11 protein-coding genes and 1 pseudogene are annotated in these 12,199 nt (G+C 75.5%); 9 read left to right on the top strand and 3 right to left on the bottom strand.

Annotation, left to right across the window (positions count from 1 at the left end):
- Positions 1-150 precede the first annotated feature (150 nt).
- From ACFVHB_RS32735 to ACFVHB_RS32715, 5 genes are all read left to right on the top strand, one after another.
- Positions 151-741 (top strand): 50S ribosomal protein L25/general stress protein Ctc, encoded by a 591-nt coding sequence (locus ACFVHB_RS32735; RefSeq protein ID WP_380329462.1) that lies wholly within the window; start codon positions 151-153, stop codon positions 739-741.
- A 108-nt stretch (positions 742-849) separates the two neighbouring features.
- Entirely contained in the window at positions 850-1,434 is a 585-nt protein-coding gene (gene pth, locus ACFVHB_RS32730) for an aminoacyl-tRNA hydrolase (RefSeq protein ID WP_380329460.1), read from the top strand.
- 146 nt (positions 1,435-1,580) lie between these two features.
- Complete coding sequence (locus ACFVHB_RS32725) at positions 1,581-1,898, top strand: hypothetical protein (RefSeq protein ID WP_380329459.1); 318 nt, start codon at positions 1,581-1,583, stop codon at positions 1,896-1,898.
- Between the two features lie 100 nt (positions 1,899-1,998).
- Positions 1,999-2,520, top strand: coding sequence for a SigE family RNA polymerase sigma factor (locus ACFVHB_RS32720; protein WP_380329457.1), 522 nt, complete (start codon positions 1,999-2,001; stop codon positions 2,518-2,520).
- Complete coding sequence (locus ACFVHB_RS32715; RefSeq protein ID WP_380329455.1) at positions 2,510-3,616, top strand: hypothetical protein; 1,107 nt, start codon at positions 2,510-2,512, stop codon at positions 3,614-3,616. Before ACFVHB_RS32720 ends, ACFVHB_RS32715 begins: the two co-directional genes overlap by 11 nt.
- Before the next feature lie 121 nt (positions 3,617-3,737).
- Here the strand turns inward: ACFVHB_RS32715 and ppc are convergent, their stop codons facing one another.
- Positions 3,738-6,578 (bottom strand): phosphoenolpyruvate carboxylase, encoded by a 2,841-nt coding sequence (gene ppc, locus ACFVHB_RS32710; RefSeq protein WP_380329453.1) that lies wholly within the window; start codon positions 6,576-6,578, stop codon positions 3,738-3,740.
- A gap of 259 nt (positions 6,579-6,837) precedes the next feature.
- Between ppc and ACFVHB_RS32705 the strand changes: the two genes are divergently transcribed.
- Positions 6,838-8,106 carry a sensor histidine kinase gene (locus ACFVHB_RS32705; RefSeq protein WP_380329451.1) on the top strand — a complete coding sequence of 423 codons (1,269 nt, stop codon included), beginning with the start codon at positions 6,838-6,840 and terminating at the stop codon, positions 8,104-8,106.
- A gap of 108 nt (positions 8,107-8,214) precedes the next feature.
- On the opposite strand, the gene ACFVHB_RS32700 is transcribed toward ACFVHB_RS32705, so the two are convergent.
- Positions 8,215-8,760 (bottom strand): SUKH-3 domain-containing protein, encoded by a 546-nt coding sequence (locus ACFVHB_RS32700; RefSeq protein ID WP_380329517.1) that lies wholly within the window; start codon positions 8,758-8,760, stop codon positions 8,215-8,217.
- Positions 8,761-8,856: 96 nt separating this feature from the next.
- Positions 8,857-9,318: a YwqJ-related putative deaminase gene (locus ACFVHB_RS32695; protein WP_380329449.1), complete on the bottom strand. Its 462-nt coding sequence runs from the start codon at positions 9,316-9,318 to the stop codon at positions 8,857-8,859.
- Positions 9,319-9,437: 119 nt separating this feature from the next.
- Between ACFVHB_RS32695 and ACFVHB_RS32690 the strand changes: the two genes are divergently transcribed.
- The 3 genes and pseudogenes from ACFVHB_RS32690 to ACFVHB_RS32680 form a co-directional block, all read left to right on the top strand.
- The gene (locus ACFVHB_RS32690) at positions 9,438-9,680 is read left to right on the top strand and encodes a DegT/DnrJ/EryC1/StrS family aminotransferase (protein ID WP_380329447.1); all 243 of its coding nucleotides are present in this window, start codon (positions 9,438-9,440) and stop codon (positions 9,678-9,680) included.
- Between the two features lie 127 nt (positions 9,681-9,807).
- A complete protein-coding gene (locus tag ACFVHB_RS32685; RefSeq protein ID WP_380329445.1) occupies positions 9,808-10,809 on the top strand; it encodes an SMI1/KNR4 family protein in 1,002 nt (333 codons plus the stop codon).
- An 87-nt stretch (positions 10,810-10,896) separates the two neighbouring features.
- Positions 10,897-12,199 (top strand): annotated as a pseudogene (locus ACFVHB_RS32680) (hypothetical protein); the annotation flags it as partial.

Raw genomic sequence — 12,199 nt, 5'->3', positions numbered from 1 at the left:
GCTCCGTGATCGACGCGCTGCCGGTGCCGGACCTCCGACCACCGGCAGAGGTCGTGCCGCCGAGTGACCCCCGAACGTACTGAGGGTGTGGTCCCGGCGGTTTTTCGCGTTGCCTGCACCCCCGCGCCAGTTTCCACGAGGAGTGCAGTCGTGTCCGAGATCCGCCTTGCCGCTGAGACCCGTACCGAGTTCGGCAAGGGTGCCGCCCGTCGCGCCCGTCGCGCCGGCTTCGTCCCCGGTGTCGTCTACGGCCACGGCCACGCCCCGGTTCACCTGAACCTGCCCGGCCACGACCTGATGATGGCCCTGAAGACCCCGAACGCCCTGCTGGTCGTGCCGATCGACGGCAAGGACGAGTACGTGCTGCCGAAGGCCGTCCAGCGCGAGGCCATCAAGCGCAACATCGAGCACGTCGACCTGCTGCTCGTGAAGCGCGGCGAGAAGGTCACCGTCGAGGTTCCGGTCCACACCGAGGGCGAGCTGGCCCCGGGCGGCAACCTGCTGGAGCACGTCCTGCAGGCCCTGCCGATCGAGGCCGAGGCCACCCACCTGCCCGAGGCCGTCACCGTTTCGGTCGAGGGCCTGGAGGCCGGTGCCTCGATCCACGCCAAGGACATCACCCTGCCGGCCGGCGTCACCCTGGCCGTCGAGGCCGACGCCGTCGTGCTGCAGGTCATCGCCGCCCAGGCCGCCCCGGTCGAGGAGGAGGCCGCGGAGGCCGAGGCCGGCGCCGAGGCCTGAGCCCTTCGCACAGCCTGACCGCTGCCCCGGTCGCTCCCGTGCTGGAGCGGCCGGGGCAGCGGCATGTCCGGGAAGATGACGTTGAGCGCGAACACGAGGAGCGAGGGTATGGCCGCAGAGGACGCGTACGAGGGCCCGTGGCTGGTGGTGGGGCTGGGCAACCCGGGCGAGCAGTACGCCCGGAACCGGCACAACATCGGGTTCATGGTGGTGGACCTGCTGGCGCAGCGGATGGGCGCGAAGTTCAAGGCGCACAAGAGCCGGGCCCAGGTCGCCGAGGGGCGGCTGGCGGGCAGGCGGGTGGTGCTGGCCAAGCCGATGTCGTTCATGAACCTCTCCGGCGGTCCGGTGACGGCGCTGCGGGACTTCTACAAGGTGCCGGCCTCGGCGGTGGTCGCGGTCCACGACGAGCTGGACATCGACTACGCGACGCTGCGGCTGAAGCTGGGCGGCGGGGACAACGGCCACAACGGGCTGAAGTCGATCACCAAGTCGCTCGGGCCGGACTACCACCGGGTGCGCTGCGGGATCGGCCGCCCGCCGGGCCGGATGGAGGTCGCGGACTTTGTCCTGAAGGACTTCTCCGGCACCGAGCGCAAGGAGCTGGACTGGTTCGTGGACCGGTCGGCGGACGCGGTGGAGGCGCTGCTGTCGGAGGGCCTGGAGCGGGCGCAGGGGACGTACAACTCCTGAGCCGGTGACCGTGCGTCAGCTCCCCGGCCGGGGTACGCAACAGTCGTACAACGCTTGGCCGTCCAAACCTGATCGGGCGTGAGAATCGTGTGCGGGATCCGATAGCGTCGAGCCCAGTACGCCAACGGGTCCTTGGGGAGTTCTCGATGCGGAGTTTTCGTCCGGTCCGGCGCCTTCGTCGGGTCCGGGTGGTCCGGCTGAGGCAGCTCGGCCGGCGGGTCGGCACGGCCGGTGCGCTGGGGGCGGCCGGGGTGCTGCTCTCCGGCGGCGGGGTGGCGCACGCCGAGTCGGTCGCGGAGCCCGATCCGGGTGTGGTGTCCTCGGATCCCGCCGCGGCGCAGGTGCTCGGCGGCCCGGTCGGCGGTGACGCGGGCCTGCTGGCCGTCGGCGGCGGCCTGGTCGTGGTGGCGGGCGGTGCGGCCCTGTGGCTGAAGCGCCGCCGCGCGGGCGATCTGGGGGAGTGACGAGGTCCGGAGGGGCCGGGTCCGGGGTTCCGGGCACCGGCCCCTCCGGCATTTCCGGCTCCGTGTCATCCGTTTCCGGCGGCCGGTGCGTCCTGGGGGCATGAAGCGCGAATCGATGTGGTCGACGAGCGCCGGGGGTGATCCGTTCGACGAGTTCGTCTCGGCGCGGTACCAGTCCCTGCTGCGCTGGGGCTACCTGATCACGGGGGACGTCCACGACGCCCGGGACCTGCTGCACGACGCCCTGACCCGGGTGTACGGGCGGCGTGCGGCGATCCGGGAGCCGGGGGCGGCCGAGGCCTACGTCCGGAAGGCGATGGTCCGCACCCACGTGTCGCGGTGGCGGCGCACCCGGCGGGAGGTCCTGACCCCGCAGCTGCCGGACACCCCGGCGGCGGCGGTGGACCTGCGGGACGAACGGCTGGAGGCGGCGCTGCGGGGGCTGCCGCCGCGCCAGCGGGCCGCGGTGGTGCTCCGCTACTACGCGGACCTGCCGGTGGCGCAGGTCGCCGAGGAGCTCGGCTGCTCGGTGGCGACGGCGAAGACGCATCTGGCGCGTGCGATGAGGACGCTCCGGCAGGAGCTGGCACCGGTGAGGGAGATGGTGGGTCATGGCGGCTGAGGACCGGTACGCGAACGCGGACGGGGCCGGGGACCGGTTCGAGGAGGACCTGGTCGTCCGGCTCGGGGAGCGGGCCCGGGAGGTGTCCGGCGCCCCGCCGCTGGCCGAGCTGCGGCGGGCCGGAAAGCGCCGGGCGAAGCGGCGGGTGGCGCTCCAGCTGACGGCGGGGGCGGCGGTGCTGGCGCTGGGGCTCGGCGGGCTGACCCAGCTGGGCGCGGGAGGCGACGGGGGTGCCTCCGGCAGGCCGCTCCTGGCGGCCGGCGGGGGTTCGCCGTCACCGGGCGCGGGATCGTCGCTCCCGTTCCCGGCGCAGCAGGACACCGGGCAGCCGATCTCCTGCGCGGGGCCGACCTCGCTGCGGACACCGGGCTGGACGGGGCCGCCGGCCTCGTCCTCGTCGGCGTCGTCGTCGGTGTCGTCGTCGGCGACGTCGTCCGCGTCGTCCTCGGCCTCGTCGTCGGCGGTGTCGTCGGCTTCGGGCGGGCCGTCGGGACCGCCGCAGGGCTCGGCGTCGGGTTCGCCGTCGGGCCCGGCGTCGAGTTCGGCGTCCGGTCCGGCCTCGGGCGGGCCGTCGACGGGCTCCGGCTCGCCCTCGGGGAGGCCGGCCACCGGAGCGCCGTCCCTGCCGTCCGGCACCGGGACCCCGGGGGCCGGCCCGGACGCCTCGCCGGGGTGGACGCCGCCGGTGGCGTTCTCCGAGAGCCCCGCGGGCCGCGCGGCGACCGCGGTGTGGGAGGCCGGCCAGCGTTACCCCGACCACTACTTCGGCGTCTGCGCGAACGCGGCCGAGAACAAGGTCTACGCGATGCGGGTGCCGGGCAGCGACTTCGACCAGGTCGTGCTGGCCGGCATCCACAACGCCCTGGTGAAGGTCGAGTTCGTCGACGCGGTCGGCTCGCGCCGGCAGGTGCGGGAGCTGGCGGACCGGATCGGCCAGGACCAGGCGGACTGGAAGCAGCGCGGCGTGACGATCTCCTTCGTGTCGGTCGCCACGGACGGTGCCGGGGTGATCGTCTGGAGCCCGCAGGCGGACACCGCCCGGGCGGACATCATGGCCCGCTACGGCCGGCAGGTCGCCGAGGTCCGGCAGCGCTGACCGGCGTGGGACACCGTTCGGCGGAGGACACCGTTCGGTGCGTGACGACCGTCCGGCGCAGGACGGGAAGGGCCCCGCGGCACACGGCCGCGGGGCCCTTCCGGTGTCCGTGCGAGCGGCGTCAGCCGGTGTTGCGCAGGCCGGCGGCGATGCCGTTGACGGTCAGCAGCAGCGCCCGGGCGCGCAGCGGGTCCTCGTGCCGGCCGGCCGCGACCTCCTCGCGCTGGCGGCGCAGCAGCGCCACCTGGAGGTAGGAGATCGGGTCGAGGTAGGCGTCGCGGACGGTGAAGGTCTGCTTGAGCACCGGGTTGTGCTCCAGCAGCTCGCTCTCGCCGGTGAGCCGGAGCACCTCGCGCAGGGTGCGGTCGTGCTCGGCGGTGATCTGGTCGAAGATGTGGTGCAGTTCGGCGGGCACCAGCTGCTCGACGTAGTGGCGGGCGATCCGCAGGTCGGTCTTGGCCAGCGTCATGGCGACGTTGGACAGGAAGTTGCGGAAGAAGTGCCACTGCCCGTACATCTCGTCCAGCACGTCGCCGAGGCCGGCCTCGCGGGCGGCGGCGAGGCCGGAGCCGACGCCGTACCAGCCGGGGACGATCTGGCGGGACTGGGTCCAGCCGAACACCCACGGGATGGCCCGCAGGCCGTCCAGGCCGGCGCCGGAGTCGGGGCGGCGGGACGGGCGGGAGCCCAGGTGCAGCGAGGCGAGCTGGTCGACCGGGGTGGCGGCGAAGAAGTACTTCGGCAGGTCCTCCTGCTCGACCAGGGCGCGGTAGGCGGTGTGGGCGGCCTCGGAGACCCGGTCCATCGCCGCGTCCCAGCGGGCCAGCTCCTCGGGGGCCTGGCGCGGCGCGGTGTGCAGTGCGGAGGCCGAGAGGGTGGCCGAGATGGTGAGTTCGAGGTTCTCCCGGGCCAGCGAGGGCAGCAGGTACTTGTCGGAGATGACCTCACCCTGCTCGGTGACCTTGATCTCGCCCTCCAGGGTGCCCCAGGGCTGGGCCAGGATGGCCTCGTGCGAGGGGCCGCCGCCGCGGCCGACGGTGCCGCCGCGGCCGTGGAACAGCCGCAGCCGGATGCCGTAGCGGTGGGCGACGTCGCGCAGCCGGCGCTGGGCGCGGTGGATCTCCCACTGGGAGGTGGTGATGCCGCCGAACTTGGAGGAGTCGGAGTAGCCGAGCATGACCTCCTGGACGTCGCCGCGGAGCGAGACGAGCAGGCGGTAGGACGGGTCCGAGAGCATCTCGTCCAGGATGCGGTCGGCCTCCTGGAGCTCGTCGGTGGTCTCCAGCAGCGGCACGATGCCGATCTTGGCGATGCCGGCGTGCAGGTCGATCAGGCCGGCCTCGCGGGCCAGCACGGTGGCGGCGAAGACGTCGTCGGCGCCCTGGCACATCGAGATGATGTAGCTCTCGATGATCTCGTCGCCGAACCGCTCGAAGCCCTCGCGGATGGTGTTGAAGACGCCGAGGGTCTTGGTGCCGGCGGCGTCCAGCGGGGCCGGGGTCGGGGCGAGCGGGCGGCGCGAGCGGAGCTCCTTGGCGAGCAGCTTCTGGCGGTACTCGCGGGGCATGTCGGCGTAGCGCCAGGCCTCCTCGCCGAGCCGGTCGAAGAGCTGGCCGAGGGCGTGGTGGTGGGCCTCGGCGTGCTCGCGGACGTCCATGGTGGCCAGCTGGAGGCCGAACGCCTCGATGGTGCGGATGGCGCGGGCGAGCCGGCCGTCGGCGATCAGCTCGCCGCGGTGGGCGCGCAGCGAGTCCTGGATCAGGCGGAGGTCGGCGATCAGCTCGCGGGTGCCGAGGTAGTCGCGGCCCTCGACGTGCGGGGTGCCGTGGGCGAGCCGTTCGCGGGTGTTCTCCAGCTTGAGCCGGACGCAGGTGGCCTTGAGGCGGTAGGGCTCCTCGGCGTTCATCCGCTTGTAGCGCGGGCTGAGCTCGGGGAGCAGGTGCAGGTCGTTGTTGAGCGAGGCGAGCAGCTCGACCGAGGCGCCGGCCAGCCGCTCGGAGGTGGAGAGGGAGCCCCGGAGGTCGTCGATGGCGGCGAGGGCGTCCTTGATGCCGTACTCGTGCTGCAGGTTGAGGACGTCCCAGGTGACCTGCGGGGTGACGTTGGGGTTGCCGTCCCGGTCGCCGCCGATCCAGGTGCCGAAGGTGAGCGGGCGGACGCCGTCGGGCAGGGTGAGGCCGACCCGGGCGAGTTCCTCGTGCAGCTCCTCCAGGACCTCGGGGACGGCCTCGCGGTAGAGCTCGTCCAGGTAGTAGACGGCGTTGCGGGCCTCGTCGGTGGGCTCCGGGCGGGCGATCCGCAGCTCGTCGGTCTGCCAGAGCAGGTCGATGACCTCGGCGAGCCGGCGGTCGGCCTGCCGCTGGAGGGAGGTGCGCCGCGCGGCGGCTCGTTCGGGGGTGGCGGCCGGGTTGCGGGTGGGAGTGCGGGACGGGTCCGCCTCGGCGAGGCCCGAGGCGAGCTGCTCGCGGTGGATCCGGTCGAGGAGCTCGCCGATCCGGCGGAGCTTGTTGAGGACGCTGCGGCGGGCGGCCTCGGTGGGGTGCGCGGTGAAGACCGGGCGGACGGCCAGGTGGGCCAGGGTGTCGGCGAGGTGCTTGGGGTCGGCCTCGGCGAGCTGGTCGGCGGTCTGGGCGAGCAGCGAGCCCTCGCGGGCGCGGCGGGTGGCGAACTCGCGGCCGCGGTGCACCTGCTCGGTGACGTTGGCGAGGTGGAAGTAGGTGGAGAAGGCGCGGACCAGCTTGGCGGCGGTTTCCAGGTCGATGTCGGAGAGCAGCTCGGCGGTGGCCTCGCCGTCGGTGCGGCTGAGCAGCCGGACCTGTTCGACCAGGCCCAGCAGCTGGGGGCCCTCCTGACGGACCAGCGTCTCGCCGAGCAGGTCGCCGAGGCGGCGGATGTCCGCGCGCAGGGCTGCGTTGTCGGCGTCGACGGGGTTGTCCGCCGGGGTGGGGACCGGAGCGGTCACGGCTGGCTCCCTGTGGTGGTGGGGTTCGGCAACGGCTCTCGCCACAGTTCCGCGCGCGTGTGGCGCGTGTGACGCGTGCGGACCGCGCTGTCCGACGCGACCAGCATAGGTGTCGGGAGGGTCGGTGTCCGCGAGGTGGCCGGATGGCGGACAAGATCACGTTCGCGACCCCATGGTCTAAACCATTTGAGGGTCCCGGCGGGCTCCGGGGCGGAACCGGGTGGGGCTGGATCGGGGTTCGCAATTAGGCTGTGGGGCTATGAGCAAGTCGCCTGGGGAGCGCGCGCGGGACCGGTCGTTCTGGTGGTGGGAGCGCCGGCGGAGCGCTCTCCTGGACATCGGGCTGGCCGCGCTGGCTGCTCTGGAGTGCGCGGCCAGTGCGGTCGCCTTCCTCGCGCCCCGGGTCCACCTGGGGCCGTTCTCGATCGTGGGGGTCGCGCTGTTCGGCGCCGCGGCGGGCGCGAGCCTGGTGGTGCGGCGGCGCTGGCCCGCGGTGCCGGTGCTGGTGGCCCTGGTGGCGATGCCCGGGATGCTCGGCGTGGTGCTGCTGGTGGTGTCGCTGTACACGCTGGCGGAGACCTGGGAGTGGCCGTCCCGGCGCCGGCGGGTGGTGGCGCTGTCGGCGCTGGCCCTCGCCGAGGCGGTGGGCGTGATGCTGGTCGAGATGCTGACGCCCGCCGACGCGTCGGCCGAGCAGCCGCCGCTCTGGGGCCAGGTGCTGATCGCGGTGCTGGTGGCCGTCGGCCTGACCGTCCCGCCGGTGGTGACCGGCCTCTACGTGGGGGCGCGGCGGCGGCTGATCGAGTCGCTCAAGGACCGCGCGCACGGCCTGGAGACCGAGCTGGACCTGCTGGCCGAGCAGGCCCGCGAGCGCGCCCGCCGGGCCCGGCTGGAGGAACGGACCCGGATCGCCCGGGAGATGCACGACGTGGTGGCGCACCGGGTGTCGCTGATGGTGGTGCACGCCGGGGCGCTGGAGCGGATCGCGGCCAAGGACCCGGTGAAGGCGGCTCAGAGCGCCAAGCTGATGGGCGAGGTCGGCCGGCAGGCGCTGAACGAGCTGCGCGAGATCCTCGGCGTGCTGCGGATGTCGGACGAGGCCGCGCCGGAGCCGGACTCGCTGGCCGGGCTGCCCCGGCTGGTCGACCAGTCCCGGGCGGCCGGGATGGCCGTCACCCTGACCGTCAGCGGCAGCCGGCAGGAGTTCACCGCCGAGGCCGAGCAGACCGCGTACCGGCTGGTGCAGGAGGGGCTGACCAACGCGCACAAGCACGCCGACGGCGCGGAGGTCTCGGTGCTGCTCGCGTACGCGCCCAACGGCGTCCGGGTGAGCGTGGTGAACGCCTGCCCGGGCGGTGAGCGGGGTGCGGCGGCGCTGCCCAGCGGGGGCAACGGGCTGGTCGGGATGCGCGAGCGGGTGGTCGCGCTGGGCGGCACCTTCTCGGCCGGGCCGGAACGGGACGGCGGCTTCCGGGTGGAGGCGGTCCTGCCGTCCCGGCTGGCGGTCCGGGCCGACCGGCTGGTCTGAGCCGCGCTCAGGCCCCGTCGGCGGTGGGCTCCGGACTTCGGCGGTGTGCCCGGCCGCTCGGGGGCGGCGGGCTCTCGTGGTGTGCCCGGCCGCTCGGGGGCGGCGGGCTCAGGCCTCGTCGGCGGTGCGCAGCCGCTCGGGGGCGGAGCCGAGCACGAGGGCGGTGATCGCCTGGTCGATGTCGTGCCCGAGGAACCACTCGCCGGTGTGGTCCAGGCTGTAGACCCGGCCCTCCTCGTCGATCGCGAGCAGCGCCTGCCCGTACGCCTCCTCGCCCAGCGGGGCGAGCCGGGTGTCCAGGGCGCGGCCGAGGTCGGCCAGGGTGCGCGGCTGGTGCAGCCCGCAGAGCGGGTCGACCAGGAACGGGGTGCGGGCCAGCTGACGGCCGGGGCCGGAGAGGTCGAAGGCGAGGCCGCCGAACTCGGCCCAGGCCTCCAGCGCGGCCGGGAACACCGTGTGCTGCGCACCGGCGGGGCCGCCGTGCCCGACCAGGGTGTCGGCCCACTCCTCGGCCTGTCCGATCTGCCAGCGGCCGGGGTGCCAGCCGGCCGCCTTGAGCTCGGCGGCGACGTCGGCCGGGAACCGCGGGCGGGTCCGGAGGGCCGGCTCGCCGAGCGTGGTCGGAGGGGGCTGGGGCGGGCCGGGCGGATTCAGGACGGGCTCCGGGGGTTCGGGGACGGGGGGCGTACGGCAGGGAACGTACGACGGGGGACGTGCCGGGGGCGCGCGGTGGCGCGGGACGGCGTGCGGTCAGCGGCCGGGCGGGCCGACGGCGACGCTCTGCACGGTGAAGTGCTCCAGCATCGGCACGCAGGACCGGCAGGGCGGGGCGTGGGTGCCGTGCGCCGGGTCGTGCTCCTCGCGGATCCGGACGGTGGTCAGCCGGGCGCCCTTGAGCGCCTTGCGGGCCTCCTGCACGCTCATCGGCTTCCGGGCGGCGCGCTTGGAGCGCTTCGCGTCCACGGTGGCCAGGTACTGGGAGAGCAGGACGGCCTCCGGGCAGCGCCCGGTGAACCGCTCGCGGTGCTCCAGCGGCAGCGCGTCCAGGAATCCGCCGACCAGCGGGTGCAGCGCCGGCCGCCGGGCGGGCTTGTCGCCCGCCAGGGTGTGCACCTCGCCGCCCTTCAGCGACAGGGCGGCGGCGACGGCGGGCAGCAGGCTGTCGCGGTGATGGCGCAGCAGCGGCGGGCCGGCCGGTTCCCCGGTGGTCATGCCTCGTCCTCCTCCTCTTCCCGCTGACGGTCCGGCTGACGGGGGTCAGCCCGGGGCAAGCCTGTCAAATGTCACCGACATCCGCACAACCGGGGTGCGACGGCGGCCGATCGGCTACCGTGTCCGGCCGCGCGGGACGCCGTGCTCGCCGCGCTGCGGGAGACGGCGTCGGCGCGGGCGTCCGCGAGCCGGTGCCGGTCCACCCGCAGCCCGCGTTCCGTCACCTCGGCCACGGCGAGGGCGCGTTCCCGGTCGCCGAGCGGGCCGCCCGGGAACTGCTCACCGTGCCGCTCTCCCCGCAGATCACCGAGGGCCGGCAGGAGCGCGTCGCCGAGGCCCTGGCCAAGGCGCTCGCGGACTGACCGCCGGTCCGTCCCGGCCGCCCGGAGGGAGAGCCCCCGGGCGGGGGTCCGGGGCCGGGGCCGACCCCCTACGCTGGTAGCAAGCAAGCGCACCGAAGTATTTGCAGCAGCCAGTGGGGGCTCCCAGATGACGACAGGTCGGCCCGGCGTCTCCGCCGCACCGAACGCGGCGTACGCAGGTCAGGTGGTGCAGTTCCCGGATCCGGTCCGCGCGGAGCGGCACCCCGCCGGGGTCCGGGTGGACGAGTACGGCTTCCCGGACTTCGGCCCCTACGCGGCCGCCGCGGCCGAGGTCGCCGACCCGCCGGAGGGCTTCGGCGTCGACGAGCTGCGGCTGACCGACTACGTCTCGGCCAACGCCGCGCAGTTCACCCAGGGCCACCCGCTCTGGGCGGACCTGGAGACCGCCGTCGCCACCCCGCCCGGCTGGACCTGGCACCACGCGGTCGGCAAGGCCGCGCCCGGCTGGCGCCGGATGGAGCTGGTGCCGGTCGAGGTCAAGGCGCTGCTGCGGCACCACGGCGGCCTGGCCACCTCCGCCGCCGACCACTCCCGGCGCGGCACCCGGCCGCTCCAGGAGAAGCGGCCGGTGCACTTCTCGCTCGCCAAGGACGGCGGCGACCCGATCGGCGTCCCCGAGGACCTGGTGCAGCGGGCCGAGGAACGCCTCGGCTACCGGCTGCCCAGCGCCTACCGGACCTTCCTCAAGCTCGGCGGCGGCCGCGCCCCGGTCGGCGTGGCGCTCGACCCGGAGCTCGGGCTCCTGCTCGACCAGCCGTTCCTGACGCTCAGCGAGGAGTACGGCACCGAGGACGTCGTCTACGCCAACAAGTGCCTGCGCGACCACCTCACCAAGGACTACCTGGGCATCGCCTACGCCCAGGGCGGCATCGTCGCGCTCAAGGTGCGCGGCGACCGGATCGGCTCGGTCTGGTTCTGCCTCTACGACGACGCCCGCGACAACGGCGCGCCCGAGGCGCCCGAGGACCGCGTCGCCCGGCTGCTGCTGCCCTGCGGCGCGGACTTCGACGAGTTCCTGCTCCGGCTGGCCGGCAGTCCGCCGGAGCTGGAGACGGTGGCGGAACTGATGGTGGACGGCGGGTTCGCCCGCGCCGTGCCGGTGGGCTGACGTGGCCCCGGTGGTGATGGTCGACGGTGCCCAGCGGGCTGGGACGAAGCAGCGAGCGGGGATGAAGGGGACAGGGGTGAACCGGGCGTGGTGACGTACGCGCAGGCGCAGGAGCTCGCCGACGAGTGGATCAACGGCGGGGTACCGCGTTCGCAACAGCGCGAGGTACGGGTCCGGGAGTTCGACCTGGGCTTCGTCTGCTGGGCGGTCCAGCCGGCCGACGGCGCCCCGGACGGGGCGGCCGGTGACGGTGCTCCGGGCGGTTCGGCCGGTGAGGCGCGGCTGGTGATCGCCCGGGACACCGGCGCGAGCACGCTCTGGCCCGCGCTGCCGGTCAACGAGGTGGTCCGGCAGTACGAGGAGGTCTACGGGCGGCCGGTCGCGGCCAACCCGGCCGGGGCGGCGAAGCCCGCGCCCGGACCGGTCGAGGCGACGTCCTTCCTGCTCAGCCCGCCGCAGTGGCTCCAGGAGGCGGGCGCCGCGGCCATCGCGGCCGAGGCCGAGCGGCTGGGGACGCCGGCCGTTCCCGCGCCGGCGGCCCCCGCCGACCACGCGCCCGCCGCCCAGGCTCCGCTGGCCGCGGCTGCTCCGGCGGCCCCGGCGGCCCCGGCGGCCGCTCCGGTGGCGCCCGAGCCGGTGCCGGCGCCCGCCGTGCTGACCACGCCGCCGGTGTCCGAGCGCCCGGCCGGGGACGCGCCGACCATGCTCGCGCCGCCGCCCGGCCACGACGAGCCGGCGTTCGCCCCGGTCCCCGCCCCGGCCGCTCCGCCCGTCGCGCCGCCCGCGTCGTCGGCCGGCCCCGGCGGGGCCGAGGCGGCGACCGTGCTGCTGCCCGACGGGCTGCGGACCAACGGCGCCGGCCTGCCCGGCGAGCCCCGGCCCGGCGCCGAGGCGCCCACCGAACTGCTGCCCGCGGGCGGCTTCGGCATGCCCCCGGTCCCGCCGGCCGGCCCGGCGGTCGAACCCGCACCGACCCTGCTCGCTCCGCCGGACGGTCTGCCGGGGCTGGACGGCCTGCCCGGTGCGCCCGGTCCGGGGGCGCCGGTGCCCGGGCCGGGTGCGCCCGTGCCCCCGCCGCCCGGCGGGCCCGCGGTCGAGCACGCGCCGACCATGCTGGCGCCGCCGGACGGTCTGCCGGGGCTGGACGGCCTGCCCGGTGCGCCCGGGCCGGGTGCGCCCGTGCCCCCGCCGCCCGGCGGGCCCGCGGTCGAGCACGCGCCGACCATGCTGGCCTCGCCCGACGCGCTGCCCGGCCTGATGGGCCTGCCCGGAGCACCGGGTGCGGCCGGTCCGGGTGCCCCGGCGACCCCGCCGCCCGGCGCCGAGGCGCCGCAGGGCGCGCTCGGCCGCAGCCCGGGCTCGGCCCCGCCGCCGCCCCCGCCCGCCGCCC

This window comes from Kitasatospora sp. NPDC127111, assembly GCF_042677465.1.
In the GTDB taxonomy this organism is placed as follows: domain Bacteria; phylum Actinomycetota; class Actinomycetes; order Streptomycetales; family Streptomycetaceae; genus Kitasatospora.
The sequence above is the reverse complement of the archived record's forward strand: the minus strand, read 5'-3'. Positions and strand labels throughout refer to the sequence as shown.